The sequence below is a fragment of the Curtobacterium sp. MCSS17_011 genome, from assembly GCF_003224275.1.
Classification (GTDB): Bacteria; Actinomycetota; Actinomycetes; order Actinomycetales; family Microbacteriaceae; genus Curtobacterium.
In genome coordinates this window covers 97855-124364 of sequence record NZ_QKLE01000002.1, presented here as the reverse complement: position 1 = coordinate 124364, position 26510 = coordinate 97855, and the positions used below count along the sequence as shown (strand labels likewise).

The window sequence follows — 26510 nt, the reverse complement described above, 5'->3', positions numbered from 1 at the left end:
GTGACCCGCGCGCGTGCCCGGCGGCCTGACCCACACCCGACTCCGGTCGGCGTGCGGGTCAGGCCGCTTCGGCGTGGTCCGCGTGGTCGTCGTGGTCGTCGAGCGGCGGTGCGGGGTCCCAAGGGGCGGCGTCCTGTTCGAGGACGTGCTCGGACGGCCCCGCGGGCTCTGCGTCGTCGCCGAGGGGCGGCGAACCGTGCATCGCATCGGCGTCGCCGTCCGGACCGTGCTCCGACGATGCGTGTTCGTGCGCGTCTCCGGGCTCGGTGCCGTGGTCGGCCCCGCGCCCGCCTCCGGGCTCGGCCGCAGGGTCAGGGACCTCGCCGGTACGCGGGTCCACCCCGCGCAGACCACCCTGCCCCGATGCGCCGTCGCCGACCTGCCGCGGCACCCGCAGCCAGTTGCTGATGCCCCACGCCAGGTCGTGGCCGATGCCGTCGGCGTCGATCTCGACCGAGGTCCCGCCGCGACCATCGCGTTCCCACGTGCGGATGCGGACACGGCCGGCGACGACGATCCGGTCACCCTTCTTCAGCGACTTGTACACGTTCGACGCGAGCGACCGGAACGCGGTGACGGTGTACCAGTTGGTCGCGCCGTTGACCCACGCGGCGGTGGCCCGGTCCCAACGGCGTGAGGGTGACGCGAGCCGGAGGCTCGTGATGGCGATGCCGGTCTCGGTGACGAGGTGCCGGGGCTCCGTGGCGACGATTCCGCAGACGGTGATGATGTCGTTCATGCATCGATCGTCACGGAGCCCGGGGCTGCGTCAGCAGCCCCGGGCTCGATCTGTGGCGTGTGGACCCGGTCAGGCGACCTGTGGAGGACGAGTCCCCCGAGCCTCCTGTCCGAACCCGCTCAGTGTGCTCGGAACTCGGGCCGGGCCGCCAACGGTCCGAGCGCGGCGTGGACCGCGCCCTTCGCGGACTCGAGGGACGGGTACGGCCCGCCCGCCCGTCGTCGCCCGTAGAGCTCGACCTGGAAGCCGTCCGCCGCGCGGTGGATGCTGCCCACCGCTCCGGCCGGACCGATGGCGACCCAGGTTCCCGTGTTGTCCGTCATGTGCGAACCACCTCCTTGTGGCCCTGCCGCCCCGGGGTCAGGACGCCAGGATGTACTGACTGTAGGCCTTCCGGACCTTGTTCACCTTGGGCAGCGCGACCGCGAGGCAGTAGCCCTGCCCGGGGTTCTTCGCGAAGAAGTCCTGGTGGTACTCCTCAGCGCGGTAGAACGTCGAGAGCGGCTCGACGGTCGTGACGATCCCGCCGTCCCAGATGTCCGACGCCCGCTCGATCGCGTGCTCGAACAGCGCGCGCTGCGCATCGTCGGCCGGGAACATCGCCGAGCGGTACTGCGTGCCGACGTCGGCCCCCTGGCGGTTCAGCTGCCGGGGGTCGTGCAGCGTGAAGAAGACGTCGAGGATCACGTCGGCCGGGATCACCGACTCGTCGAACGTCACCGCGACCGCCTCGGCGTGCCCCGTCGTCCCGGTGCACACCAGTTCGTAGGAGGGACCCTCGACCTGTCCGCCGACGTAGCCGGACACCACGTCCTGCACACCCTGGAGCGTGCGGTACACGGCGTCGAGACACCAGAAACATCCACCTGCGAGCACGAACGTGGTCATGGCCACAACCTCTCTCCGGGCCGCCGGTGCAGCCCCCTCGTTCCTCCACAACAGTGTGCGCGGAGACCCTGTTCCCCAGATGGGCTGGCACCCCTCGGCGTGTCGGTGGTCCCCCGTAGCGTCGGCACCACACCGACCAGGAGGCCAGCGATGCAGACCATCACCGAACCCGCGCTGCGGATCCGCACCGTCCCGCTGGCCCGCGCCCGGGGCGACTACCGCATCCTCGACGTCCGCGACGACCTGAGCCGGGTGACCCGGGCCAACGGTGAAATCGTCGGGTACGTCGACCGCATCGACGTCGCCGGCGACACCGCGTACCGTGCCCGCCGGTACGTCGCCACCGAGCGCCGGTTCGTCGAACTGCCGAGCGTCTGGTCCGCCGACGACGCCGTGGACACCCTGCGCTGGTCATGATGTTCCAGATTGGAATCATCTGCGCTGGGATGCACGGAACGCCGTCCGGCCTCCCCGACGCCTGATCGTTCCGTGGGTATGGTGCGCGCATGGACTGGTGGAACGACCTGACCGACTGGACTTCGTCCGACACGGGTTGGCGGGTGCTCTCGGGCGCTGTGATCCCCTTCGTCGCCATCGTCGTGGCGGGCGTCATCGCGGCGCTCATCGGGCGCAGCGCGACCAAGCGTGTCGTGGCGCTGCAGGAGCGGGAATCGAAGAACGCGGCCGTGGCCGCGATCCTGGCGGCTGCGCGCAAGGCTGCGGCGTGGGGGTCGCTCGGGCACGACGAGCGTGCCTACGCCGACCACCTCGCCGAGGACGCCGACATCCGACTGCGCCTGCTCCCCGTGCAGGGTTCGCCGCTGGCCGCCAACTGGGCACAGCACGAGATCGCCGACATCAAGAAGAACTCGTCGACGTTCAGCTTCCAGGCGGACCAGTCCCTCGCCGAGTTCCGTGACCGCCTGCTCGGGTGGCAGGCACGCCCGAGCCGTGCGCGCAAGCTCTTCAAGGCCGACCTCGAGCGCTGGAAGTTCGAGTCGCCGGACCCCGACGCCGACCTGATCAAGCGCCAGCAGGACTGGAACGCCGACCAGGCCGAACCTCCTCGCACGCAGGCGCAGGCAAAGGCCCCCACGCCGGCCGCTCCCGTCGAGCGCCCCACCCCGACGACGACGTCGCTGCGTCCGGCGCAGCGCCCCACGTCCGCACCCTCGACTCCTGCGGCTTCGGTCGCCGCGACGCCCGAGCCCGCCGCCGGCGCGGTCCCCGGCGCAGCCGCAATCGGCGCTGCACCAGCTGGTACTGCCGACGGAACGACCCCGTCGTTCTCGGTGAACCGCGGCGCGGGCACGAACCCGAACCGCGGCAGCGCCGACCCGAACGCCACGCGTTCCTTCGGCGACAACACCACCCGCGTCTACGGCGACGACGAGGCTGCGCCCCCGGTCCGACCGGCACTCGGCACGCCGACCTCGCCCTCCCGCTCCACCCAGGGGCACGGCACTGACGACACCGAGGTCGCGGACGACGCGCGCGCCACCCGAGCCTTCGGCGACACCGACCGCGCACCGAGGAACGACCGTCCGTCCTCGTCCGACCGTCCCGTCGCGACGCCCACCGCGGCCGACGCCCACGTGAACCGGGCACCCGCGAACGACGTCCCGTCCGCCTCGGCCCCCAAGGTCGACACCCCCGGCGCGACGAACACCACGTCCGTCCCGACGCGTCTGAACCAGGCCCCCGCCGAGCCCGCCGACGCGAACGAGACGTCGGAAGCGCCGTACACGCAGCCGATCAGCGCCGCCGAACTCCGACGCCGCGCCGCAGACGACGACGAGTAGCAACCGCCACGAAGACGAACAGGGCCGCCATCCGGAGAGGATGGCGGCCCTGTTCGTCTTCGGTGCCCCCGGCAGGAATCGAACCCGCGGCACGGTGGGTAGAAACCACCTGCTCTATCCACTGAGCTACGGAGGCAAGCAGCGTCGATTGTAGCGCCGCGGCCAGACCCGGCGGTCGTCCAACGGTCGGCCGCCGTCTGCTCCCCGTTCCCCTCCGCGACACCCGCGCTTCGTAGCGTCCGGAGCATGCGCACCACCGGTTCCGTCCTCGCCGTCGTGCCCGCCCGTGCCGGGTCGAAGGGGATCTCCGGCAAGAACCTCCGCACGGTCGCGGGCCGTTCGCTGGTCCGTCGAGCGGTCGAGTCGGCACGACGTGCCACGCGCATCGACGAGGTGGTCGTCACGACCGACGGCGACGCCATCGCCGCCGAGGCGGTCGCCGCCGGTGCCGCCGTGGTCCGCCGTCCGGCCGAGCTCGCCGGCGACGAAGCGTCGTCCGAGTCCGCCCTGCTGCACGTCCTCGACGCGATCAGCACACCGCTGCCCGAGGTCCTCGTCTTCCTGCAGGCGACCTCACCGTTCATCGACCCGGCAGACCTCGACGCCGCCGTCGCGCGCGTGGTCGACGGGCACGCGGACGCGGTGTTCGCCGTCGCTCCGTCGCACGCGTTCCTGTGGCGGACCGCGCCCGACGGCACGGCGGTCGCGGTGAACCACGACGCTGCGATCAGGCCCCGCCGGCAGGACCGGGAGCCCGAGTACCGCGAGACCGGCGCTTTCTACGTGATGCGGACGGCGGGGTTCCTCGAGAACCGACACCGCTTCCACGGCCGCGTCGAACTGGCCGTCGTCGACGGTGCCGGCGCGATCGACATCGACGATGAGGCCGACCTGGCCCTGGCCGAGGCGCTGGCCGGCGCACTGACCGACGTCACGGCGAACGAACACGCCGGTGCCGCGGCCCCGACATCCACCACGACCCGAGACCCATCCCCGACGCGGGCCACCCCCGCACCGAACGGAGCACCATGACCGTCACCATCGGTACGTCAACGATCGGCGCGGGCCACCCCGCGTACCTCATCGGCGAGATCGGCCTCAACCACAACGGCGACGTCGACATCGCGAAGCAGCTCATCGACGTCGCCGCCGACGCGGGCCTGCAGGCCGTGAAGTTCCAGAAGCGCACCCCCGCGATCTCCACGCCGGAGCACATGAAGCACACCCCGCGCAGCACTCCGTGGGGCGACATGACCTACCTGGAGTACCGCTACCGCGTCGAGTTCGACCGCGACCAGTACATCGAGATCGGCGACCACGCGACCCTCCGCGGGCTCGACTGGTTCGCGTCGCCGTGGGACGAGCCGTCGGTCGACTTCCTCGAGGACCTCAACGTCGTCGCGTACAAGATCGCCTCGGCGTCCGTCACCGACCTCGGCATGCTCGCCGCCGTCGCCGCGACCGGCAAGCCCGTCATCCTGTCGACCGGCATGTCCACCCTCGAGCAGATCGACGCAGCCGTCGACACCCTCGGCACCGACCGCCTCGTCCTCATGCACGCCACGTCGACCTACCCGCTGCCGGCCGAGGAGGCGAACCTCCGCATGATCGACACCCTCGCCCACCGGTACTCGGGCGTCCCCGTCGGCTACTCCGGCCACGAGCCCGGCCTGCAGATCTCCATCGCCGCGGTCGCCCTCGGTGCCACGGCCGTCGAACGGCACATCACGCTCGACCGCACGATGTGGGGCTCCGACCACGCCGCGTCGCTCGAGCCGCACGGCCTGCAGACGCTCGCCCGCGACATCCGCATCATCGAGACCGCCCTCGGCGACGGCGTGAAGCGCATCTTCCCCGGCGAGCAGGCACCGCTCGCGAAGCTGCGCCGCGTCGGCGCGTGAGCGGAGCGCACGTGAGCGGAGCGCACGTGAGCGGCCCGGTCGACGGGGCCAGTGCCCTGGACGGGCCGGGTGACGGTGGTGCGCCGACACTCGGACTGGAGGCGCGCCTCCCGTCCGACGCATCACCACGCGTCCGACGCGTGGTCGGCCTGGTCGACACCGACTCGTTCGCGAAGTGGGGCGCCCACCTGCTGGCGACCGCCCCGGCGGACTGGGACCTGGAGCTGCGCACCGTGGCGACCCCGAGGTCGGCGAGTCCGAAGCAGCTGCGGTCGGCGTTCCGCGGGCTCGACCGACGACTCGCACACCTGCACCGCGAGCCGCCCGCGCCGAAGGACGTCGACGCCGTCGTCGAGGAGCTCCGACAGGACCCGCCCGACGCCGTCCTGGTGTCGTTGATCGGCCCGGTGGCCGAGCTCGTGATCGACGAGGTGCACCGGCGGATCCCGGACCGGCCGGTGCTGGTGTCGGGGCTGCCGGGAATCTCGTTCCCGTCGAAGTGGAAGGGCATCTTCTTTCGCGCCCGGGCCGACCTGTTCGTGCTGCACAGCCACCGTGAGGTCCGGGCGTACGAGGAGACGGCGCGCGAGGGCGGGGTCGAGCCGCACTTCGCGCTCGCCACGCTGCCGTTCGCCCGGAGCGCGGGCAAGGCTGGCATGACCGACGGCGCAGGCGCGTCCGTCCGCGACTCCGTCGTCTTCGCGGCGCAACCGAGTGTGCCGTTCGAGCGGGCCGACCGGGCCCTCGTGGTGCGGTGGCTCGTCGACACGGCACGGGAACACCCGGAGTGGCGCGTCGTCATCAAGACGCGCGCTGCTGCTGGCGAGCACCAGACGCACCGCGAGGAGCACCCGTACCCGGGCCTGGTGCCGGCGGACGCCCCGATCAACCTCGTGGTGGAGAGCGGCCCGATGGCCGAGCACCTCGACCGTGCGGTGGCGCTCGTGACGATCAGTTCGACCGCGGTGCTCGAGGCGGCGGCCCGAGGCGTCCCCGCGCTCACGCTGACCGACTTCGGCATCGGGCGGCACCTGATCAACGAGGTGTTCGTCGGCAGCGGCCTCGAGGGCGACGCCGTCGATCTGGTCGAGGGGCGCTTCGGGGTCGTCCGGCCGGAGTGGATGCGGGACAACTACTTCCACCCGGCCTCGGAGAACGACTGGCAGCACCGGCTCGTGGAGCTCATGGGCCGGCGGGACGCCGGGACCCTGGTCGACCGAGCGCCGGCTCGGCGGAGTCGTGGAGGCGTCCTGCGTCGCGCCTGGGAGCGGAAGAACGCCCTCGGTGGCGCAGATCGCAGCCCCCTCGGACTCCTCGCGCTGGGGATCGGGGCGCCGATCCGGGGCGCGAAGCGTCTGGCGCGACGCGTGCGGGCGATGGCCGATCCCCCGGCACCCGTCGTGGTTGCGGCACCGACGTCGCAGCGCGCTGCTGCGTCTGGTTCGTCTGGTCTGTCTGGTCCGTCTGCGCCAGGGGCCACCGCCGGGGTGGCCGCTCGGTCAGAGCGCCTTGGCGACCGCGAGCAGGAGTTGGTCGCGGGTCGGGACGCCGGGTGAACGGAAGACCTCGGTCCCGTCGTCCTGCCGCACGATGATCGTGGGCGTGGACCGGATGCCGAGGTCTTCCGCGTCGTCGGGGTGTGCCGCCACGTCACGTTCGGTCACGGCAAGCCCGGGGACGAGCGCCGAGGCCTCGGCCGACACCCGGCGGGCGGCGGCGCACGGCGCACAGAAGGCGGACGTCCAGAGGTCGAGCTGCATGTGGTCCTGCAACGCGGCGGAGGTGGGTTCTACTCCCGGTCGAACTCGCCGCTGCGGTCGCCGCGGTCCTGCAGGTCGTCCACGGGGTCGGACGCCTCCGGCTCGTAGGTGAACTCGACCGAGATCTGGTCGAGGACCTGGCGGGACTTGGTGGCGCGGTAGGTGAAGGCCGTCTGCAGGCCCTCGACGTCGGCGAACACCGTGACCTCGTCGTCCAGCGCGTCGCTCGTGGCGGTGCGGGTGTCGGTCGTGCCGTCGAAGGGGCCGCCGTGGAAGATCGCGGTGTACTCGTCGCCTTCGTGGATGGTGATGTCGCTCATGCGTCCCTTCTACCAGGCCGCGGCTGGTGCAGTCTGTTCCGCCCGTTCGTTGCGTTATTCATAGCAGTGCTATATAGTTCCGCTATGGAAACATCGCGCGAGCAGACGATCGAGACGCTCCTCGTCTCCGTCAACCGCCTGATCCGCAGCGCCGTCCAGTCGACGGGGAACACCACGTCCGCCGCCGTCTGGCGCACGCTCGGCATCCTCGAGACCGACGAGCCACTGCGACTCGGCGAACTGGCCACCGCCTCGCGCGTGGCGCAGCCCACCATGACGCGGCTCGTCGCCGGCATGCTCGCCGACGGCCTGGTCAGCCGCAGCGTCGACCCGGACGACTCCCGCGGGCAGCTGATCGAACTCACCGAGGCCGGACGCGAACGGCTCGCTTCGTGGCGCTCCACCCTCACCAGCACGGTCGGTCCGTTGTTCGCCGACCTGACCGACGACGACTGGGACGTCCTGCACCACGCGGCGAACCTGATCGCCCAGCGCACCCGGACAACCCCCAACGGAACGGAGATCCCCGCGTGAACGCCCACGCACCCGCCGGCCAGTCCGGCTCCATCCTCAAGCAGTCGTCCGCGGTCTGGGCGATCGCCTTCGCGTGCGTCGTCGCGTTCATGGGCATCGGCCTCGTCGACCCGATCCTCCCCGCGATCGCCGCGTCCCTCAAGGCGACACCGGCGCAGACCGAGCTGCTCTTCACCAGCTACCTCGCCGTCACCGGTGTCGCGATGTTCTTCACCAGCTGGGTCTCCAGCCGCATCGGCGCGAAGCGCACCCTGCTCATCGGGCTCGCCCTGATCGTGGTGTTCTCGGTCCTCGCGGCGACGTCGAACAGCGTGTGGAGCATCATCGACTTCCGTGCCGGTTGGGGTCTCGGCAACGCGCTCTTCATCTCCACCGCGCTCGCGACCATCGTCGGTGCGGCGTCGGGCGGCACCGCCTCGGCGATCATCCTGTACGAGGCAGCGCTCGGCCTCGGCATCGCCGTCGGTCCCCTCGTCGGAGGTCTGCTCGGCTCGGTGAGCTGGCGCGGTCCGTTCTTCGGCGTCACGACGCTGATGGCGGTGGCGTTCATCGCCATCGTCGCCCTGCTGAAGACCGGCAGCCTCGAGAAGCCCACACCGACGAAGCTCTCCGCACCCTTCCGCGCACTGACCCGTCCGGCACTCGCAGCCCTCGCCGCGACCGCGCTGTTCTACAACATCGGCTTCTTCGTCCTGCTGGCGTACACGCCGTTCCCGCTCGGCTTCGGCGCGCTCGGCATCGGGTTCACGTTCTTCGGCTGGGGCGTCGGCCTCGCGATCACCTCGGTGTGGGTCGCCCCGATGCTCACCGCCCGCATGCGTCGCACCACCGTGCTGAAGATCGCGCTGCCGCTGCTCGCGCTCGACCTGTTCGCCGCGGCCCTCGTCGTTCGTTCCCAGGTGGGCCTGATCGTCTGCGTCGTCATCGGTGGCCTCGTCCTCGGTGTCCTGAACACCGTGCTCACCGAGTGCGTCATGGAGGCCACCGACCTCCCCCGCTCGGTCGCCTCGAGCGCGTACTCGGCCGTCCGGTTCATCGGTGGTGCCATCGCCCCGCCCGTCGCGACCCTGCTCGCCGACGCGTACTCCCCCTCGGCGGCGTACGTCTTCGCGGGCGCGTCCGTCGCGGTCGCCTTCGTGGTCATCCTCTGCACGACCAAGGTGCTGCGCCGCGTCGACGACGGTGCCGAGCCGGAGCGCGTCGAGGCCGAGGCGATCACCGCCGGCGACATGGCCTAGCCGCCGGGCGCGCACCCACTCTCCACTCGCGCCGGACTCGCGCTGCGCTTCCCCGCGAACGGGCGAAATGCCGGAGTGTCCTCCTCGGGCACGCTGGCATCTCGCCCGTTCGTGCGTCCGCGCTCTCGCCCCGCTCACTCCCCCAGCCCGCTCGCGCGCTCGCCCCTTGTTCCACGCTTCACCCGCGAGCGGGCGAAATGCCCGGCTTCGACCGCAGAGCGTCTCGGGCATTTCGCCCGCTCGCGGGGGCTGGCGAGCAGCAGGCGGGATCGCTGCGGCAGGCGGGGTGGAAGCGACCGCCTGGAGGCGCGGGTCAGCCCGCCGGGGTCGCCACGGGCCTCCAGGCGGTCACCTGCAGTGCGTGAGGCTCACGTCGTCGACGAGCGGGCGAAACGTCTGGGTGCGTCCGCAGAGCGACCGCGGCATTTCGCCCGCTCGGGGAGACCAGGTGCGAGGGCAGGCGGGATCGGTGCGGCAGGCGGGGTGGAAGCGACCGCCTGGAGGCGCGGGGCAGTCTGCCGGGGTCGCGGTGAGCCTCCAGGCGGTCGCCTGCACCGCACGCGGCTCACGTGACGAACGAGCGGGCGGAACATCCGGGTGCGTCCGCGGGGCGACCACGGCATTTCGCCCGCTCGCGGATCGGCAGCGCGGAACGGGCAGGCGGGAGCGGGAGCGAGCGCGGGCACGGCAGCGGCACGTACGAGCGGCACGCAGCGCGGGAATAGGATCGAGGACATGGCAACCGCGAATGACCGCCTCGTCTGGATCGACTGCGAGATGACCGGCCTCGACCTCGAGGTCGACGAACTCGTCGAGGTGGCCGTGGTCATCACCGACTTCGACCTCGAGCCCGTGCACCCCGGCTTCGACATCGTCATCAAGCCGGACCAGTCGGCGCTCGACAACATGAACGAGTTCGTGACGAACATGCACGTCACCTCGGGGCTCATCGAGGAGATCCCGAACGGCGTGAGCCTGGCGGACGCCGAGTACCAGGTGCTCGAGTACATCCTCCAGCACGTCCCCGCCGAGGGCTCCGCGCCCCTGGCCGGCAACACCATCGGCACCGACCGTGCGTTCCTGTCGAAGTACATGCCGCGGGTCGACGGGCACCTGCACTACCGCAGCGTCGACGTGTCGAGCATCAAGGAGCTCTGCCGCCGCTGGTTCCCGCGCGTGTACTTCAACGCGCCGGAGAAGCACGGTGGGCACCGGGCCCTCGCGGACATCCTCGAGTCGATCCGCGAGCTCGAGTACTACCGTCGCGCCGGCTTCGTCGCCGAGCCCGGCCCGAGCACGGACGACGTGCGTGCCGTGCAGGCCGACGTCGTGGCGAAGTGGGAGTCACGGCTGGCGCAGCCCTCGGCCGAGTAGCGACACGGGTGGTCCGCACCCCGTCCCGCATGTACTACTATTGAGTGGTCGCGCCGGTCCGCCGGTTCGAACATGGTGGATATAGCTCAGTTGGTAGAGCGCCTGGTTGTGGTCTAGGAGGTCGCGGGTTCGAGACCCGTTATTCACCCCGGTCGAGGGAGAGTCCTGTTGCGTGTCACGCAACCGGGGCTCTCCCTCAGTGTTTGTCTGGGCGCCTCCGGCACCGTGCGGCTTCGCCGCGAGTGGTCAGCCGCGAGTGGTCAGCGCAGTGTGGGACGATCCCTGCGTGATGGAGATGTCCGCCGAAGCGTTCGAGCAACTCGTGACCGACGAACTCGACCAGCTCCCTGACGAGATGGTCGACGGGCTCGACAACGTGGTGTTCGTCGTCGAGGACGAAGCGGAGAACGGCGAAGAGCTCTTCGGCGTGTACGACGGCATCGCGGCCACCGAGCGCGGGCAGTACGGCTTCGGCGAGCTGCCCGATCGCATCGTGGTGTTCCGGAAGCAGCACCTGGCCGAGTGCGACACCGTCGAGGAGCTCAAGGACGAGGTGCACACCACCCTCGTGCACGAGATCGGGCACTTCTACGGCATCGACGACGAGCGGCTGCACGAGCTCGGCTGGGCGTAGCGAACCGAGTCTCGGCCAGCCGGACAGCACGCGGGCATCGGCGCCCAGGAACTGTCCGCAGGGCCGAGACTCGGCACCACGGCGAGCCACCGCGCCTCAGAACCGCGTCGGCCCCACCTCGTGGTACTTCTCCCACGCCGCCACCGGCCCCCGCCCGTGCAGCGCGTACTCCCCCACCATCCGCTCCTTGTAGACCGCCGGGTTGTGCGACGCCACCACCCGCGCGTTCCGCCAGTGCCGGTCCAGTGCACGCGTCCGCTCGGCCGCGGACGCCCCGCCGACCTCGAACAGCTCCGACGCCGACAGCAGCACCCGCGGCCCGACCTCGATCTGCGCCTGGTACACGGCGTTCTCGGCGGCATCGAGCAGGCCGCGGTCGACGCCGACCCCGGGTTCGTTGGTCGCGACGACCCCGTCGAGCTGCCCCGCGGCGGCGACGACGAGTGACCGGGCGGTGAACGCGCCGGCCGACAGCCTCCCGAGCACCGCGAGCACCTGCGGGTCCTCCCCCGGAACGGCCGCGTTGGCGTGGATGTACGTCCGGGTCCGCGGTCTCACGAAGGCCACGGCATCGTCGGACACCGCCTGCCCGATCCCGGCGAGGACCGCCAGCAGGTACAGCTGGTAGAAGGCCTGGATGTGCGACAGCGGAGCGTCCCGGTACGCCGACACCACCGACGGGTCGACCGACACCCCGTCGAACACGGTGGTGCCGGACGCGGTCAACCGCTGCCCGAACCCGTCCCAGTCGTCGATGCTCGTCACGCCCGGCGCGGAGGCGTCGACCGCGAACGTCACGCGCTCCCCGTCGCGGTCCGCCGCCAGGTAGATCCAGTCCGCGTAGAGTGTGCCGGTCGAGTAGAACTTCCGCCCGTCGAGACGGAGGGAATCGGCAGCCGGCGTGACGGTCGTCGAGATGTCGGCGAGGGTCGTGCCGGTCCGCTCGGAGGTCGCGTTCCCGATGACCGCTCCGCCGACGATCCGGTCGAGCCACTCGTCGCGCGACGCGGAGTGCGGCCGCAGCAGCACCAGCTCCGTGTACCCGAAGTGCCCGCGCCACAGGTGCGCGACGTTCGAGTCCGCCGCCGCCAGGTCTGCCACCAGGTGCGCGAGTTCGACCAGCGTCACGCCGAAGCCGCCGCGGTCCTCCGGCACCCGCAACCGCCCGAACCCCGCGTCGGCGAGCGCCCGGACCTCGGCGTGAGCTGGCGGCCGGTCGCCGGGCCTCCCGGACGCCAGCTCACGCTCGACCGCGCCGTCGCGGATGGTCGCGAACACGGGCGCGAAGCGTTCGCGCAGGGTTGCCAGACGGTCGGCCGGGAGGCCCGTCACGCGTCCGTCGGTCGTCGTCGCGGCCGTCATGCGGGCACCTCCACCGCACGGGTCGCGTCGTCCGGGTGGGCCGCGGTCGCGCCGGCACCGCCCGCGAACGCTCCGCGCCACTGCCTGGCGGGGTGCGAGTCCGGCAGCTGTGCGTGGCCGAAGAGCTTCTCGCGCAGGGTCCCCTCGCGGTACTCGGACTGCATCAGCCCGCGCTCCTGCAGGGTCGGTGCGATGTGGTCGACGAACTCCTCGTACGAGCCGGGCAGCGTCCAGTTGATGACGTTGACCCCGTCGACGCCCACCTGCTGCCAGTCGGCGAGCTCGTCGGCGATCTGCTCCGGCGTCCCGACGACCCGGGCCCGGAGCTTCGCGGACAGCCGGGCGAGGTCGGCGATGGTCGGTTCGCGATCGCCGGCGGCCTCGCGGAGCCACTGCAGGTGCGACTGCCCGGCCTGCGTGCGGACCTCGGACAGCGGGGTGTCCGGGTCGAGGGGCTCGCCGGTGTCCGGGTCGAAGCCGAGGTTCGAGTGCACCAGGAACCCGTCGGCGGCCAGGTACTCGTCGATCTCCGCCTCCTTGGCCTTCGCCTCGGCCTCGGTGGAGCCGGTGACGAAGGTCAGGCCGAGGAAGAACGCGATGTCGTCCCGCTGCCGGCCGGCGGCCTCGGCCAGGTCGCGGGTCTCGCGGATGAGCTGTTCGGTGGCGTCCCGGTTCGAGGTCAGGATGAACTGGGCCTCGGCGTTCCGGGCGGCGAAGGCACGGCCGGCCGGCGACGACCCGGCCTGGAACAGCACCGGGGTCCGCTGCGGCGACGGTGCCGACAGGTGCGGGCCCTGCACGTCGTAGCGCTTGCCGTGGTGGTCGATGCGGTGCACCTTGTCGGGGTCGGCGTAGCCACGGACGGGGTCCTTCAGCACGGCGCCGTCCTCCCACGAGCCTTCCCAGAGCTTCGCGCAGACCTCGAGGTACTCCTCGGCCCAGACGTAGCGCTCGTCGTGCTCCTCGAGCCGGTCGGCGCCGAAGTTCCGGGCGGCGCTGTCGAGGGCACTCGTGACGACGTTCCAGCCGATGCGGCCCCGGGTGATGTGGTCGAGCGTGGACACCCTGCGGGCGAAGTCGAACGGGTGCGCCTGGATGACGCTCGAGGTGAACGCCAGCCCGAGGTGCTCGGTCGACACGGCGAGCGCGGAGAGCAGCACGGAGGGGTCGTTCGAGGGGATCTGCAGCCCCTCGCGCAGGTTCGTCGAGTAGTCGCCGCGGCCGGGTCCGTAGGTCCCGACCACGTCGGCGAAGAACATCGCGTCGAACTTCCCGCGCTCGAGGGTCTTCGCCAGGTCGGTCCACAGCGTCACGTCGTCGAAGTCCGCCTGCCGGGCGTCGGGGTGCCGCCACAGGCCGTGCTGGATGTGCGACGTCGTGTTCATGACGAAGGCCGCGAAGCGCAGCGGGCGGTTCGGTGCATCGCTCATGCGTCCCATCGTGGTCGGCGGGCACCGCCCGACGACAGCGACGTGACCTCCCGTTACGCGCGGTGTTCCCCGCGGCCCTGCACGCGACCATGCTCCTGAGGCATGCCGAGCCAGACCACAGTCACCGCGCCTCCAGGCCGTCCCGCCGCACCGTCGACCACCGCGACCCGTCGTCGGGTCGCCCTCGCGTCGTTCGTCGGGACGACCGTCGAGTACTACGACTTCTACCTCTACGCGACGGCCTCGGCGCTGGTGTTCGCACCGACGTTCTTCCCGTCCGTGACGCCGGCCGTCGGGGTCATCGCGTCGTTCGCGACCTACGGCGTCGGGTTCGTGGCGCGGCCGCTCGGCGGGGTGATCGCCGGCCACCTGGGTGACCGGATCGGGCGGAAGAAGCTGCTCGTCGCCTCGCTGGTGCTGATGGGCATCGCGTCGACGTTGATCGGGGTGGTCCCGTCCGCGGCGACCATCGGGGTCGGTGCCGTCGTGGCGCTGGTGTTCTTGCGGCTGCTGCAGGGCGTCGCGGCCGGTGCCGAGTGGGGCGGTTCTGCGCTGCTCTCGGTCGAGCACGCACCGGAACGGCACCGGGGGCTGTTCGGGGCGTTCACGCAGATGGGGTCGGCCGGTGGGATGCTGCTGGCGACCGGGGTCTTCACGCTGGTGCGGTCGCTGCTCGGCACCGAGGCGTTCCTGGCCTGGGGCTGGCGCCTGCCGTTCCTGTTCTCCGCGGTGATCGTGGCGGTCGGGCTCGTCATCCGGCTCGGGGTGCAGGACGCCCCGGTGTTCCAGGAGCTGCGCGCCTCGGGCGGGGTCGAACGGTTCCCGGTGTGGCAGGCGATCCGGCAGCACCCGCGGTCGATCCTGGTGACGGCGGGCCTGCGCCTCGTGCAACCGGCGCTGTACTCGATCCTGACGACGTACTCGCTGACCTACCTCGGCAACGTGCGCGGACCGGAGGGCTCTGATGCGGGGCTGCAGGCCGTGCTCGTGATCTCGGCGGTGTCGCTCGTGTCGACGCCGTTCTGGGGCTGGCTGTCCGATCGGGTCGGGCGGCGGGTGCTGACGATCTGGTCGGCGGTGGGCATCGCCGTGCTCATCTGGCCGTTCTTCGCGTTCCTCGACGCCGGGCCGCTCGTGCTGCTGCCGCTCGTGGCGCTGGTCGGGATGTGCGTGTTCCACGACAGCATCTACGGGCCGCAGGCGGCGTGGTTCGCGGAGCAGTTCCCGACCGGGCGGCGGTACTCGGGGATGTCGCTCGGGTACCAGATCGGGTCGATCTTCTCGGTCGGGCTGACGCCACTGCTGGCCGCGGTGTTCGTGGAGCTCGGTGGCGGGTCGCCGTGGATCCTGTGCGGGTACCTCGGGGTGTACGCGGTGCTGACGATCGTGGCGGCGGTGTTCGCGGTGGATCCGCGGGCGGTGGCGCGGCGGGCGGGCGCGGGCGCGGGCGCGGGCGCGGGCGCGGGCCGAGTCTCGGCTTGACGGACAGTTCTCGCCTTCCGTAGCCCGAGGACTGTCCGAGGACGCGAGACTCGGGGCCGCCGCGGGGCGCCGCGGCGCCCACGCGGGCTACGTCCGCAGGACCACGTCGGCCAGGGCTGCCGGGTCCTCGGCGGCGATGAAGGCGTGCTCCTGCGCTGCCCACCGGTCCCACTCGCGCGCGAAGACCTCGCCGTCGCGTCCGATCGCCCGGTCCCACCGCACGGCGTCGTCGGATTCGAGCCACACCCGCAGCGACGCCAGCGGTGCCGATGCCCGCGACAACGCGCCGCAGCCCTCGACCACGATCGGTAGGTCGGGGTCCACCGACGCCCAGTCGGCGGGCCCATCGGCCTCCCAGTCCCAGCGTCGGTACCCGCTCGGCGCTCCGAGGACGTCCGTCACCACGGCATCGGCAGCCGCGCGCAGGCCGTCCCACCCCGGGTAGAGGTCGTCGAGGTGCACGAGCTGCGCACCGAGCTGCTCTGCGACCTGCGCGCCGAGGGTGGTCTTGCCCGTGCCGGACCGGCCGTCGATGAGCACGACGGCGCGACGGCCCGAGGCAGCGGCGACACCGGCGGCTGCAGCGGCGAGGCCGGGGGCGAGGTCACCGGCGGCCGTGCCGGGCGGGCTGTCGCCGGCAGCCGTTCCGGGCACCCGGTCGCGGGCGGCCGTGCCGGCTGGGCGCTCCGCGTCAGGCACGCCACGTCCCCGTGTTCACCGCGACCGCGATCGACACCACGCCGATCCCCACCAGCACCGCCACCATCGCCCACTCCGGACCGGCGAATCGCGCAACGCGCGCCCAGGTCCGCCGTCCGGGAGCACCGAACCCCCGCGACTCCATCGCCACCGCCAGGGTCGTCGCTCGGCGGAGCGCGAGCACGAGCAACGCGAACGCCATGGTCGCTCCGCGACGCAGCCGTCCGGAGTCGGCCAGCCCTCGGGCCCGTCGCGCCATCGCGAGCTGTCGCCAGTCGTCGACGAGCAAGGTCATCATCCGGACGGCGGCGAGCGCCCCGAGCACGAAGCGTGCGGGCAGCCGCAGCACCTGCGCGAGCCCGTCGGCCAGGTCGGTCGGGTCGACCCGCACGAAGAGCGCGATGGCAGGCACCCCCACCGCGAGGACCCGGAGCGCGGTCGCCAACGCGAGCGTCAGCGACCCGTCGGTGACGTGCGCGAACCCGAGGTCGAACCATTCCCGACCCGAGGGCCTGCCGTACAGCGCGATGCTCACCGCCGTCAGCGGAACCGCGACGAGCACCGGCGCGAGTCGGAGCAGCAGGATCCGGAGGGGCAGGCGCAGGAGCGGCAGGAGCGCGAGTTCGAGCGCCAGGGCGACGGTGGCGGAGACGACGTCGAGACTGAGCACCAGGCAGACGCCGAGGGCGAGCACACCGACGAGCGACGCGACCGGCTGGACGCCGGGGATGCCGGTCGCGCGGGCCGGCAGCGGTCGTCGCGCCGGGTTCGTCCGGTCGGTTCCGTCCGCCGCGTCCGTCCGGTCGTCCGTGTCGGTCCGGTCTGGAGGCCCGGGGCGGCTTCCGCCTGTCGGTCCCGTCCCCGGGATGGTCGCGACCGACGGCCCCTGGTCGCGCCCGACCGTCCGGCCGCCGTCCGGCCCGAGCACGACCTCGTCGGCGTCGAGTGCCCGGACGAGGTCGCGATCGTGGGTGACCGCGACCACCGCGGTGCCGGCGTCGGCGAGTGCTCCGAGCCGCCCGACGACGGCCTGCCACGTGGCTCGGTCCTGCCCGGAGGTGGGTTCGTCGAGCACGACGACCGGCGGCCGGGCAGCGATGACCGAGGCGATCGCGAGTCGTCGCTGCTCGCCTCCGGACAGGGTGAAGGGGTTGGCGTCCGCCAGGTGTCCGAGCCCGAACTCGTCGAGGAGCGCTGCAGCCCGTTCTGTGGCGTCAGGCGCACCGAGCGCCCGGGGGCCCGCTTCGACCTCCTCGCGGACGGAGCGGGCGACGAACTGGTGCTCCGGGTCCTGGAACACGGTGCCGATCCGGGCGGCGAGTTCGCGGCTCGTCCAGGCGTGGGGCGCTGCGCCGATGCCGTCGGCGAGGGCATCCGTGGCACGGAGGTCGCCGGCAGCCGGTGGGAGCAGGCCCGCGAGGGTCAGCCCGAGCGTCGACTTGCCGACGCCGTTCGGTCCGGTGACGGCGAGGACCTGCCCGGTCCGGAGTCCGAGGTCGATGCCGTTCCCGACCGTCTGCTTCCCCCTGGCCGTGCCGAGCCCCCGAGCCTCGAGCAGCACCTCTGCCCCCGCGCCGAACTCCCCCGCGCCACGCTCCCCCTGACCGGGCACCCCCTCGCCACGCGTCCCTTCGCCGAGCGGGCGGAATGCCGCGGTCGCCCCGTCCGACGCCCCGGGCATTTCGCCCGCTCGGCGCCGCGCACGCCGCTGCCGGGCCGAACCGCGCTCCGGCTCGACTCCGGGCACCCACACCCCGGCGGCCGTCAGCGCCTCGCCGTGGTCCGCCAGCACCTGGGCCGGCGGACCGTCCGCGACCACGCCGCCGGCTGGTTCGAGCAGCACGAGCCGGTCGACCAGGTCCAGCCAGGTGCCGATCCGGTGCTCCACCACGAGCAGCGTCGCCCCGGTCTCGTCGAGCAGTGCCCGGACGGCATCGTGCACCTGCGCCACGCCGTCCGGGTCGAGGTTCGCGCAGGGTTCGTCGAGCACGAGCGCACCCGGCCGCATCGCGAGCACGCCCGCGAGCGCCAACCGCTGCCGCTGCCCTCCGGACAGCTGCGCGGTGGAGCGGTCGAGCGGCAGGTCGAGGCGGACGACGTCGAGCGCCGTCCCCACCCGGTCCCAGGTCTCGTCCCGGGGGACGCCGGCGTTCTCGCAGCCGAAGGCCACGTCGTCGCCGACGCGGGACATCACGGTGTGGGCCTCGGGGTCCTGCATGACGAGACCGACACGCCCGCGGACCGCGCGGGGGTCGGCCTCGTCGACCAGGAGCGTTCCCTGCACCGAAGCAGCCGTGTCGTCGGTGGCGTCGGGTTCGTCGGGCAGCACGCCGGCGACGGCTCGCAGGAGCGTCGACTTGCCGGCACCGGACGGCCCGACGACGGCGACCCGCTCCCCCGGCTCGACGGTCAGGTCGACGTCGCGGACAGCCCAGGCGTCCCGCTCCGGGTACCGCCATCCCCAGCCGCGGAACACGATGCGTGCCCCGCGGACGCCGACACCTGCGCCGGCGTCGCCGCCGGCGGAAGGGGACGTCACCGACGGAGCGGGCACGGTCACACCAGGGCGCGGGGTTCGCGACGGCTGTGCTCGCGGCCGGCCGCGAAGGACGACAGCACCCCGGTGCGGGCGAGTGCCCGGACGATGAGCCACGAACCCGCCCCCGCGATCACGGAGCCGGAGATCACCGCACAGATCACGTAGACGACCTTGAAGGCGACGTCGAGCCCCGGGTACCAGAGGACGGTGTCGTTGATGCCGAGCGCGAGTCCGGCCGCGGCACCGGCGAGCACGACGACCGGCAGGCGGTAGACGCGGTACAGGAAGAGCGCGAGGACGATCTCCGCGCCGAGGCCCTGGACGAGCCCGGCCTCGAGCGTGAGCCATCCCCACTGGGTGCCGAACAACGCCTCGACCGAGGCGGCGACCATCTCGCCGTAGAGCGCGGCGCCGGGCTTGCGGACGACGATCGCGACGATCGGGCCGGCGAGCAGCCAGACCCCGCCGAACAGGGCCTTGGTGCCGGGGAGCACGAGGTCCATGACGGCGCTGATGGGTTCGTAGCCGAACTCCCAGAGCCGGAAGACGACTCCGAGGGCCACCGCGAGGACACTCGCGACGACGATGTCGACGACCCGCCAACGCAGCGATCGCCGCGGAGCGGTGGTGACGGTTGTGGACGTGCCTGAAGGCATGCTGCTGACTCCTCCCTGCGCCGGCATGATCCGGATCAGGTTCGACGGTCGGAGCGCCGATCGCTCCCTCTCAGCCCGGCGGTCCCGGACTCCCGTGTGTGTGCCAGCAGTCTAGACGCGGTCGCGACCGCGTGACGGACGGGAGGCCCGTGGCGGCGTCGCCACGGGCCTCCCGTCCGTCAGGGGGTCACTTCTTGAGCGCGCGCACCAGCTTGCGGAGGACACGCCCGGCCACCCACACGAACGGGATGCCGACGACGATCAACGAGATCGGGTTCGGCTCGAACGCGAGGTCCTTGCCCGGGCGGCGGACGTAGGCGCCGACGGGGGCCGACAGGCCGCCGCCACCGCCGCCACCGTTCTCGTCGTCCCCGCCGCCTCCGAAGCCGAACCAGCTGACGGACACGGGGATGAGGGTCTGGTCGCCGACCTCGACGGGTTCTCCGTAGTTCGTGGAGACCCCGAGCGGGCGGACCTGGTCTGCGATCTTCGAGACGATGTTGGCCATGCGCGCGACGCTACTCGTCCCTTCCTCCACAGGCCGCGGGGCGCAGTGGGCATCCACAGCTGGGGCTTGTCTGCGGACGCGGACGAGCGCCGCCGATATGTTGGCCGCACCCACACCTGGAGGACCGTTTGCACACCTGGCCCGGAAACCGGTACCCGCTCGGGGCGACCTACGACGGGAGCGGCACGAACTTCGCGCTGTTCTCCGAGGTCGCCGAGCGCGTCGAACTCTGTCTGTTCGATTCCGACGGCAACGAAGAATGCGTCCGCCTGCTCGAGGTCGACGCCTACGTCTGGCACGCGTACCTCCCCAACATCGGCCCCGGGCAGGAGTACGGCTTCCGCGTGCACGGCCCGTACGACCCCGAGAACGGCGCGCGCTGCAACCCGTCGAAGCTCCTGCTCGACCCGTACGCCAAGGCGACGAGCGGCGAGATCGACTGGGATCAGTCCCTCTTCTCGTACACGTTCGGCGACCCGGACTCGACCAACGACGAGGACTCCGCGTCGCACATGATGAAGGGCGTCGTGATCAACCCCTTCTTCGACTGGCAGGGGGATCGTCCGCCGCGCACGCCGTACGGCGAGACCGTCATCTACGAAGCGCACGTCAAGGGGCTCACCGAGACGCACCCGGACGTGCCGGAAGAGCAGCGCGGCACCTACGCCGGCGTCGCCCACCCCGCCGTCATCGAGCACCTGCAGCGCCTCGGCGTCACCACGCTCGAGCTCATGCCGGTGCACCAGTTCGTGAACGACTCGACCCTGCAGGACAAGGGGCTGTCGAACTACTGGGGCTACAACACCATCGGCTTCTTCGCGCCGCACTCGGCGTACTCGTCGTCGGGCGACCAGGGCCAGCAGGTCCAGGAGTTCAAGACGATGGTGCGCGAGCTGCACCGCGCCGGTATCGAGGTCGTCCTCGACGTCGTCTACAACCACACCGCCGAGGGCAACCACCTCGGCCCGACGCTGTCGTTCCGCGGCATCGACAACGCGGCCTACTACCGCCTGGTCGACGACGACAAGAAGTTCTACATGGACTACACGGGCACGGGGAACTCGCTCAACGTCGGGCACCCGCACTCGCTGCAGCTCATCCTCGACTCGCTCCGCTACTGGGTGACCGAGATGCACGTCGACGGGTTCCGCTTCGACCTCGCCTCGGCGCTCGCCCGGGAGTTCTACGAGGTGGACCGACTGTCGGCGTTCTTCGAACTGGTGCAGCAGGACCCGATCGTGTCGCAGGTCAAGCTCATCGCCGAGCCGTGGGACGTCGGCCCCGGCGGCTACCAGGTCGGCAACTTCCCGCCCCAGTGGTCCGAGTGGAACGGCAAGTACCGCGACACCGTCCGTGACTTCTGGCGCGGTGAATCGTCGACGCTCGGCGAGTTCGCCTCCCGCATCTCCGGCTCGGCCGACCTCTACGAGCACGACGGCCGCACGCCCAAGGCGAGCATCAACTTCATCACCGCGCACGACGGCTTCACGCTGTACGACCTGGTGGCCTACAACGAGAAGCACAACGAGGCCAACGGCGAGGACAACAACGACGGCGAGAGCCACAACCGGTCGTGGAACTCCGGGGCCGAGGGCCCGACCGACGACGAGGCCGTGAACGCCCTGCGGCTGCAGCGTCGCCGGAACTTCCTGGCGACCCTGCTCCTGAGCCAGGGTGTGCCGATGATCGCGCACGGCGACGAGCTGGGCCGGTCGCAGTCCGGCAACAACAACGTCTACGCGCAGGACTCCGAGCTCAGCTGGATCGACTGGGACAGCGCGGACGAGGACCTCATCCAGTTCACCGCCGACGTGGTGAAGCTGCGGCACGACCACCCCACGTTCCGCCGGACCCGGTACTTCAACGGCCGTCCGGTCCGACGTGGCGAGGGCGAGCCGCTGCCCGACGTGGTGTGGCTGACCCCCTCGGGCGACGCGATGGACCCCGAGGACTGGGACTCCGGCTTCGGCAAGAGCGTCGGCATGTACCTGAACGGCGAGGGCATCCGCGGACGCGACGCCCGTGGTGAGCGCGTCACCGACGTCGGCTTCATCACGTACTTCAACGCCCACGACGACGTCGTGACCTTCACACTCCCACCCGAGGAGTACTCCCCCGGCTGGACCGTCCGGATCGACACCGCCGACCCCGGCGCCCGCGACGAGGTGCTCGATGCGGGCACCCCGCTCGACGTCCCCGCGCGCTCGATGATCGTGCTGCGTGCCGAGCCCGACCACGAGGTCACGGTCACCCCGGTCGACGCCGAGCAGGACGGCGCTCCCGCACCGTCCGCCCCGCAGGACGCCGTGACCCCGGCCAACCCGGCCGGGTCCACCGCACCGAGCGGAGCCGCACGATGACCGCCGGAACGCCCGGCGCAGCGCACCGCGTCCCCGCCTCGACCTACCGCCTGCAGGTCTCCGCCGACTTCGACCTCGACGCCGCGCGCGACCTGGTCGACTACGTGCACGACCTCGGCGCCGACTGGCTGTACCTGTCGCCGGTGCTGCAGGCCGAGTCCGGGTCGAACCACGGCTACGACGTGGTCGACCACACGCGGGTCGACACCGACCGCGGTGGCGACCAGGCCATGCGTGCGTTGGCCGAGGCCGCGCACGCCGTCGGTCTCGGGGTCATCGTCGACGTGGTGCCGAACCACGTCGGCGTCGCGACCCCCGAGTCGAACCCGTGGTGGTGGTCCCTGCTCGAACTCGGGCAGGGCTCGCCCGTGGCCTGGGCGTTCGACGTGGACTGGGAAGCCGGCGACGGCAAGCTCCGGGTCCCCGTGCTCGACGACCGGCTGCTCGACGCGGTCACGCTCGACACCTCCGACGGCGAGCGTCCGGTGCTCCGCGTCGGCGAGACCGCCTACCCCACCGCCCCCGGAACGGTGCACGACGGCGACACCGTCGAGACCGTGCACGGCCGCCAGCACTACGCGTTCGTGCACTGGAAGCGCGCCGACCACGACCTGAACTACCGCCGGTTCTTCGCGGTGAACACCCTCGCGGCGATCCGCGTCGAGGAGCCCGAGGTCTTCGCGGCCTCGCACGGGGTCATCGGCGGCTGGTTCCGCGACGGACTCGTCGACGGCCTGCGCATCGACCACCCGGACGGGCTGTACGACCCGGCGGGCTACCTGCAGGACCTGGCGGAGCTGACCGGCGGGGCCTACACCCTCGTCGAGAAGATCCTCGAGCCTGGTGAGCAGCTGCCGAGCTCGTGGCCGGTCGACGGCACCACCGGGTACGACGCCCTCGGAGTGCTCGACCGCGTGTTCGTCGACCCCGCGGGCGAGCAGGCGCTGACCGCGGCGTCGGGCGCCGAACCGACCGACTGGCAGGAGCTCACGCACGACACCCGACGGGGCATCGCGGACGGCATCCTCGGCAGCGAGGTCGAGCGGCTCGCACGCCTGCTCGCACCGAGCGCCGTGACGGAGACGATCACGCACGAGCGGATCGTCGACGCCGTTGCCGAGATCGTGGCGTCGTTCGACGTGTACCGCACGTACCTGCCCGAGGGTGCCCACCACCTCATCACCGCGCTCGAGCGCGCCGCCGAAGCCCGCCCGGACCTCGACGACGTGATCGACCGGATCGCACCGGCACTCGTCGACCCGACGAACGCCGCGGCGGTCCGACTGCAGCAGACCAGCGGCATGGTGATGGCGAAGGGCGTCGAGGACACGGCGTTCTACCGCACCTCGCGCCTGTCGTCCCTGAGCGAGGTCGGCGGCGACCCGAGCGTCTTCGCGGTCTCGGTGGCGGACTTCCACCGGGCCCAGCGCGAACGGCTCGGCAGCTGGCCGCACACCATGACGACGCTCACCACGCACGACACGAAGCGCAGCGAGGACACCCGCGCCCGCATCGCGGTGCTGGCCGAGCTCGGTGACGAGTGGGCCGCCACGCTCGAGCGTCTGCAGTCGCTCGTACCGTTGCAGGACCGCGTGTTCGCCGACCTGCTCTGGCAGGCGATCGTCGGCGCCCGGCCAGCCAGCCGTGAGCGTCTGCACGCGTACGCCGAGAAGGCCTCTCGCGAAGCCGGTGACAGCACCACCTGGACAGAGCCCGACGAGGCGTTCGAGCAGCAGATGCACGCGATCGTCGACGCCGCGTTCGACAACCCGGACGTGGTCGCCGTGCTCGACGCGATCGATGCGCAGATCGACGCAGCCGGCTGGTCGAACGGTCTGGCCCAGAAGCTCGTCCAGCTCACCGCACCCGGCGTCCCCGACGTCTACCAGGGCACGGAGTTCTGGGACCGATCGCTCGTCGACCCCGACAACCGCCGCCCCGTCGACTACGCCGAGCGCCGCCACGTGCTCGCTGAACTCGACGGCCCCGACGACGACGGCCCCGAGGACCTTCCTGCGATCGGCATCGACGGTGCCGCGAAACTCCTGGTCACGGCCCGTGCACTGCGGATCCGTCGGGACCACCCGGAGCTGTTCACCCGGTACCTCGAGCTCGAGGCCACGGGCAGCGCGGCGGACCACGTCATCGCGTTCGACCGCGGGGGTGCGGTGACGATCGCGACGCGTCTGCCGGTCGGCCTCGGCCGGGTCGGCGGTTGGGGCGACACGCTGGTGCACGCCGTCCCCGTCGACCGCGTCGACCTGCTCACCGGTCGACGCATCCCGGCCAGCCGCGGGATCGCGCTGGCCGACCTGCTCACCACCTACCCGGTCGCGCTGCTCGTGCCCGCCGACGCGGTCGGTGCAGCCGGCCACGCCGACGCGGTCACCGCCGTGTCCGACGCGAGCGGTGCCTCCCGGCCCGCCGCCGACAGCACGACGGACGCCAACGGGTCCGACGCGCAGGCCGAGATCGACATCCTGGAGGGTCACGCATGACCGCACCCGACCGTTACGCCGTCTGGGCGCCCGAGCCGGACAGCGTCCGGCTCGTCGTCGACGACGTCGAGTACCCGCTCGCCAAGGGCGACGACGACTGGTGGTCCACCGACGCCGTGATGCCGGTCGTCGGCGCCCGGTACGGGTTCCGCATCGGCGACGACGACGCGGTCCGACCGGACCCGCGCAGCCGGTACCAGCCCGAGGGCGTGCACGGCCCGTCCGAAGTCGTCGACCCCGCGCGGTTCGCGTGGACCGACGAGTCGTGGACCGGTCGCCCCGCCCGCGGTGCCGTGATCTACGAGATGCACATCGGGACCTACACGCCCGAGGGCACGCTCGACGCCGCCGCCCAGAAGCTGGACCACCTGGTCGAGCTCGGGGTCGAGTTCGTCGAGCTGCTCCCCGTCAACGCCGTGAACGGCGAGTGGAACTGGGGCTACGACGGGGTCGGCTGGTTCTCCGTGCACGCTCCGTACGGCGGCCCGGACGCCTACGACCGGTTCGTCGACACCGCGCACGCGCTGGGGCTCGGGGTCATCCAGGACGTCGTCTACAACCACCTCGGACCGAGCGGCAACTACCTGCCGCTGTACGGCCCGTACCTGCTGGCCGGACTCGGCAACACCTGGGGCGACTCGGTGAACGTCGAGCACCCCGAGGTCCGTCGGTACGTCCTCGACAACGTGCGCATGTGGTTCCGCGACCACCACGTCGACGGGCTCCGGCTCGACGCCGTGCACGCGATCCGCGACACCACACGGCCGCACGTGCTGGCATCGATGGCCGACGAGACCGACGCCTACTCGTCGTTCATCGGTCGTCCGCTGTCGCTCATCGCGGAGTCCGACCTCAACGACCCGGTGATGTTCCGGCCGCGTGAAGCCGCCGGGTACGGCCTCGCCGGGCAGTGGTCGGACGACTTCCACCACGCCGTGCACGTGGCGCTCACCGGCGAGACGAACGGCTACTACGCCGACTTCGCCCCGCTGTCGGCGCTCGCGAAGGTGCTCGAGGACGGCTTCTTCCACGACGGCACCTGGTCGTCGTTCCGCGGCAAGCGCCACGGACGGCCGATCGACCGCGGGACCTCCCCCGCGACGGCCCTGGTCGTCGCGAACCAGAACCACGACCAGATCGGCAACCGCGCTGCCGGCGACCGGCTGGCCGCGACGCTCGACGACGAAGGGCTCGTGATCGCCGCGGCCCTGACGCTGCTCGGACCGTTCACGCCGATGCTGTTCATGGGCGAGGAGTTCGCGGCCTCGACGCCGTGGCAGTTCTTCACCTCGCACCCGGAGCCCGAGCTCGGCAAGGCCACCGCCGAAGGGCGCATCGCCGAGTTCGCCGAGCACGGGTGGGACGAGTCCGCCGTGCCGGACCCGCAGGACCCGACGACGTTCACCAACTCCAAGCTCGACTGGGCCGACGTCAGCTCGGAGCGCGGGGCTGCGATCCTTCGTGCCTACCGGGTGCTCATCGCCCTGCGACGCACCGACCAGGCGTTCGTCGACCACCGCTACGAGGCGAACGCCGTCCGCTTCAGCGAGGACCGCCGTTGGCTGGTGCTCACCCGCGGTCTGCTCGGCCCCGACGTGGCGCCGGTCCACGTCGTGGTGAACTTCGCCGACGACGCGGCCGAGGTCCCCGTGCCCGACGCCGTCGGCGAAGAGCTCTACGGCTTCGGCGCGACCGAGGTCGATGCCGGCGTCGTCCGCTTCCGCGGCCGCGGCGTGGTCGTGCTGCGCTGACCAAAGGGCCTCGCGCTGCGCTGGCCGGAGACCCC

24 protein-coding genes, 2 tRNA genes and 1 riboswitch are annotated in these 26510 nt (G+C 71.8%); of the genes, 14 read left to right on the top strand and 12 right to left on the bottom strand.

The features are described 5' to 3' along the window. Positions 1-58: 58 nt before the first annotated feature. The 3 genes from DEJ17_RS01985 to msrA all read right to left on the bottom strand — a co-directional run bounded on the left by DEJ17_RS01985 (position 59) and on the right by msrA (position 1627). Entirely contained in the window at positions 59-739 is a 681-nt protein-coding gene (locus tag DEJ17_RS01985; RefSeq protein ID WP_110891830.1) for a single-stranded DNA-binding protein, read from the bottom strand. A gap of 119 nt (positions 740-858) precedes the next feature. After that, the gene (locus DEJ17_RS01980) at positions 859-1062 is read right to left on the bottom strand and encodes a hypothetical protein (protein WP_027464651.1); all 204 of its coding nucleotides are present in this window, start codon (positions 1060-1062) and stop codon (positions 859-861) included. Between the two features lie 37 nt (positions 1063-1099). Next, positions 1100-1627, bottom strand: coding sequence for a peptide-methionine (S)-S-oxide reductase MsrA (gene msrA, locus DEJ17_RS01975; protein WP_110891936.1), 528 nt, complete (start codon positions 1625-1627; stop codon positions 1100-1102). A gap of 150 nt (positions 1628-1777) precedes the next feature. On the opposite strand from msrA, the gene DEJ17_RS01970 reads away from it, so the two are divergent. Together DEJ17_RS01970 and DEJ17_RS01965 are read left to right on the top strand one after the other, a co-directional pair. Then, positions 1778-2044 carry a hypothetical protein gene (locus DEJ17_RS01970; RefSeq protein ID WP_017886047.1) on the top strand — a complete coding sequence of 89 codons (267 nt, stop codon included), beginning with the start codon at positions 1778-1780 and terminating at the stop codon, positions 2042-2044. Between the two features lie 89 nt (positions 2045-2133). After that, positions 2134-3429 carry a hypothetical protein gene (locus DEJ17_RS01965; protein ID WP_110891829.1) on the top strand — a complete coding sequence of 432 codons (1296 nt, stop codon included), beginning with the start codon at positions 2134-2136 and terminating at the stop codon, positions 3427-3429. 63 nt (positions 3430-3492) lie between these two features. On the opposite strand, the gene DEJ17_RS01960 is transcribed toward DEJ17_RS01965, so the two are convergent. Then, a tRNA-Arg gene (locus DEJ17_RS01960) sits at positions 3493-3565 on the bottom strand. Between the two features lie 110 nt (positions 3566-3675). Here DEJ17_RS01960 and DEJ17_RS01955 point away from each other — a divergent pair. The 3 genes from DEJ17_RS01955 to DEJ17_RS01945 are packed head-to-tail and all read left to right on the top strand — an operon-like array spanning position 3676 to position 6886. Continuing rightward, the gene (locus DEJ17_RS01955) at positions 3676-4461 is read left to right on the top strand and encodes a cytidylyltransferase domain-containing protein (protein ID WP_110891828.1); all 786 of its coding nucleotides are present in this window, start codon (positions 3676-3678) and stop codon (positions 4459-4461) included. After that, positions 4458-5330 carry an N-acetylneuraminate synthase family protein gene (locus DEJ17_RS01950; RefSeq protein WP_110891827.1) on the top strand — a complete coding sequence of 291 codons (873 nt, stop codon included), beginning with the start codon at positions 4458-4460 and terminating at the stop codon, positions 5328-5330. Before DEJ17_RS01955 ends, DEJ17_RS01950 begins: the two co-directional genes overlap by 4 nt. Positions 5331-5341: 11 nt before the next feature. After that, positions 5342-6886: a DUF6716 putative glycosyltransferase gene (locus DEJ17_RS01945; RefSeq protein WP_146239582.1), complete on the top strand. Its 1545-nt coding sequence runs from the start codon at positions 5342-5344 to the stop codon at positions 6884-6886. Here DEJ17_RS01945 and DEJ17_RS01940 read toward each other — a convergent pair. Together DEJ17_RS01940 and DEJ17_RS01935 are read right to left on the bottom strand one after the other, a co-directional pair. Then, positions 6830-7090, bottom strand: a complete 261-nt coding sequence (locus DEJ17_RS01940) for a thioredoxin family protein (protein ID WP_110891825.1) — start codon at positions 7088-7090, stop codon at positions 6830-6832. The genes DEJ17_RS01945 and DEJ17_RS01940 overlap by 57 nt on opposite strands. A gap of 29 nt (positions 7091-7119) precedes the next feature. Beyond that, on the bottom strand, positions 7120-7410 hold the full coding sequence (locus tag DEJ17_RS01935) for an oligoribonuclease (protein WP_110891824.1): 291 nt from the start codon (positions 7408-7410) through the stop codon (positions 7120-7122). Positions 7411-7494: 84 nt separating this feature from the next. Here DEJ17_RS01935 and DEJ17_RS01930 point away from each other — a divergent pair, with 84 nt between their 5' ends. From DEJ17_RS01930 to DEJ17_RS01910, 5 genes are all read left to right on the top strand, one after another. Continuing rightward, complete coding sequence (locus tag DEJ17_RS01930) at positions 7495-7944, top strand: MarR family winged helix-turn-helix transcriptional regulator (RefSeq protein ID WP_110891823.1); 450 nt, start codon at positions 7495-7497, stop codon at positions 7942-7944. Continuing rightward, positions 7941-9182, top strand: coding sequence for an MFS transporter (locus tag DEJ17_RS01925; RefSeq protein ID WP_110891822.1), 1242 nt, complete (start codon positions 7941-7943; stop codon positions 9180-9182). Before DEJ17_RS01930 ends, DEJ17_RS01925 begins: the two co-directional genes overlap by 4 nt. Before the next feature lie 735 nt (positions 9183-9917). Further along, on the top strand, positions 9918-10556 hold the full coding sequence (orn, locus tag DEJ17_RS01920; protein WP_110891821.1) for an oligoribonuclease: 639 nt from the start codon (positions 9918-9920) through the stop codon (positions 10554-10556). Between the two features lie 75 nt (positions 10557-10631). Then, positions 10632-10704: transfer RNA gene (locus DEJ17_RS01915), tRNA-His, on the top strand. A 141-nt stretch (positions 10705-10845) separates the two neighbouring features. Beyond that, on the top strand, positions 10846-11190 hold the full coding sequence (locus DEJ17_RS01910; protein ID WP_110891820.1) for a metallopeptidase family protein: 345 nt from the start codon (positions 10846-10848) through the stop codon (positions 11188-11190). A 96-nt stretch (positions 11191-11286) separates the two neighbouring features. On the opposite strand, the gene DEJ17_RS01905 is transcribed toward DEJ17_RS01910, so the two are convergent. Both DEJ17_RS01905 and DEJ17_RS01900 read right to left on the bottom strand, forming a co-directional pair. Continuing rightward, the gene (locus DEJ17_RS01905) at positions 11287-12552 is read right to left on the bottom strand and encodes an acyl-CoA dehydrogenase family protein (RefSeq protein WP_110891819.1); all 1266 of its coding nucleotides are present in this window, start codon (positions 12550-12552) and stop codon (positions 11287-11289) included. Continuing rightward, a complete protein-coding gene (locus tag DEJ17_RS01900; protein WP_110891818.1) occupies positions 12549-13982 on the bottom strand; it encodes an LLM class flavin-dependent oxidoreductase in 1434 nt (477 codons plus the stop codon). Before DEJ17_RS01900 ends, DEJ17_RS01905 begins: the two co-directional genes overlap by 4 nt. A gap of 102 nt (positions 13983-14084) precedes the next feature. Here DEJ17_RS01900 and DEJ17_RS01895 point away from each other — a divergent pair, with 102 nt between their 5' ends. Further along, complete coding sequence (locus tag DEJ17_RS01895; RefSeq protein WP_110891817.1) at positions 14085-15464, top strand: MFS transporter; 1380 nt, start codon at positions 14085-14087, stop codon at positions 15462-15464. Positions 15465-15551: 87 nt separating this feature from the next. On the opposite strand, the gene DEJ17_RS01890 is transcribed toward DEJ17_RS01895, so the two are convergent. The 4 genes from DEJ17_RS01890 to DEJ17_RS01875 form a co-directional block, all read right to left on the bottom strand. Then, entirely contained in the window at positions 15552-16163 is a 612-nt protein-coding gene (locus DEJ17_RS01890; protein WP_258366609.1) for an ATP-binding protein, read from the bottom strand. Further along, positions 16156-18702, bottom strand: a complete 2547-nt coding sequence (locus DEJ17_RS01885) for an ATP-binding cassette domain-containing protein (protein WP_181420992.1) — start codon at positions 18700-18702, stop codon at positions 16156-16158. Before DEJ17_RS01885 ends, DEJ17_RS01890 begins: the two co-directional genes overlap by 8 nt. 17 nt (positions 18703-18719) lie before the next feature. Next, a complete protein-coding gene (locus tag DEJ17_RS01880; RefSeq protein WP_110891934.1) occupies positions 18720-19358 on the bottom strand; it encodes an ECF transporter S component in 639 nt (212 codons plus the stop codon). Continuing rightward, a riboswitch (TPP riboswitch) is annotated at positions 19353-19464 on the bottom strand. (Overlaps the previous gene by 6 nt.) 81 nt (positions 19465-19545) lie before the next feature. Then, positions 19546-19866 (bottom strand): hypothetical protein, encoded by a 321-nt coding sequence (locus DEJ17_RS01875; RefSeq protein WP_110891815.1) that lies wholly within the window; start codon positions 19864-19866, stop codon positions 19546-19548. Positions 19867-19994: 128 nt separating this feature from the next. On the opposite strand from DEJ17_RS01875, the gene glgX reads away from it, so the two are divergent. Genes glgX through treZ form a run of 3 tightly spaced genes read left to right on the top strand, consistent with a single transcriptional unit; the run spans position 19995 to position 26475 of the window. Beyond that, the gene (glgX, locus tag DEJ17_RS01870) at positions 19995-22226 is read left to right on the top strand and encodes a glycogen debranching protein GlgX (protein WP_110891814.1); all 2232 of its coding nucleotides are present in this window, start codon (positions 19995-19997) and stop codon (positions 22224-22226) included. Then, positions 22223-24724: a malto-oligosyltrehalose synthase gene (gene treY, locus DEJ17_RS01865; protein ID WP_110891813.1), complete on the top strand. Its 2502-nt coding sequence runs from the start codon at positions 22223-22225 to the stop codon at positions 24722-24724. The genes glgX and treY overlap by 4 nt, the downstream gene beginning before the upstream one ends. Further along, positions 24721-26475, top strand: a complete 1755-nt coding sequence (treZ, locus tag DEJ17_RS01860; protein ID WP_110891812.1) for a malto-oligosyltrehalose trehalohydrolase — start codon at positions 24721-24723, stop codon at positions 26473-26475. The genes treY and treZ overlap by 4 nt, the downstream gene beginning before the upstream one ends. The last annotated feature ends 35 nt before the right edge of the window (positions 26476-26510 follow it).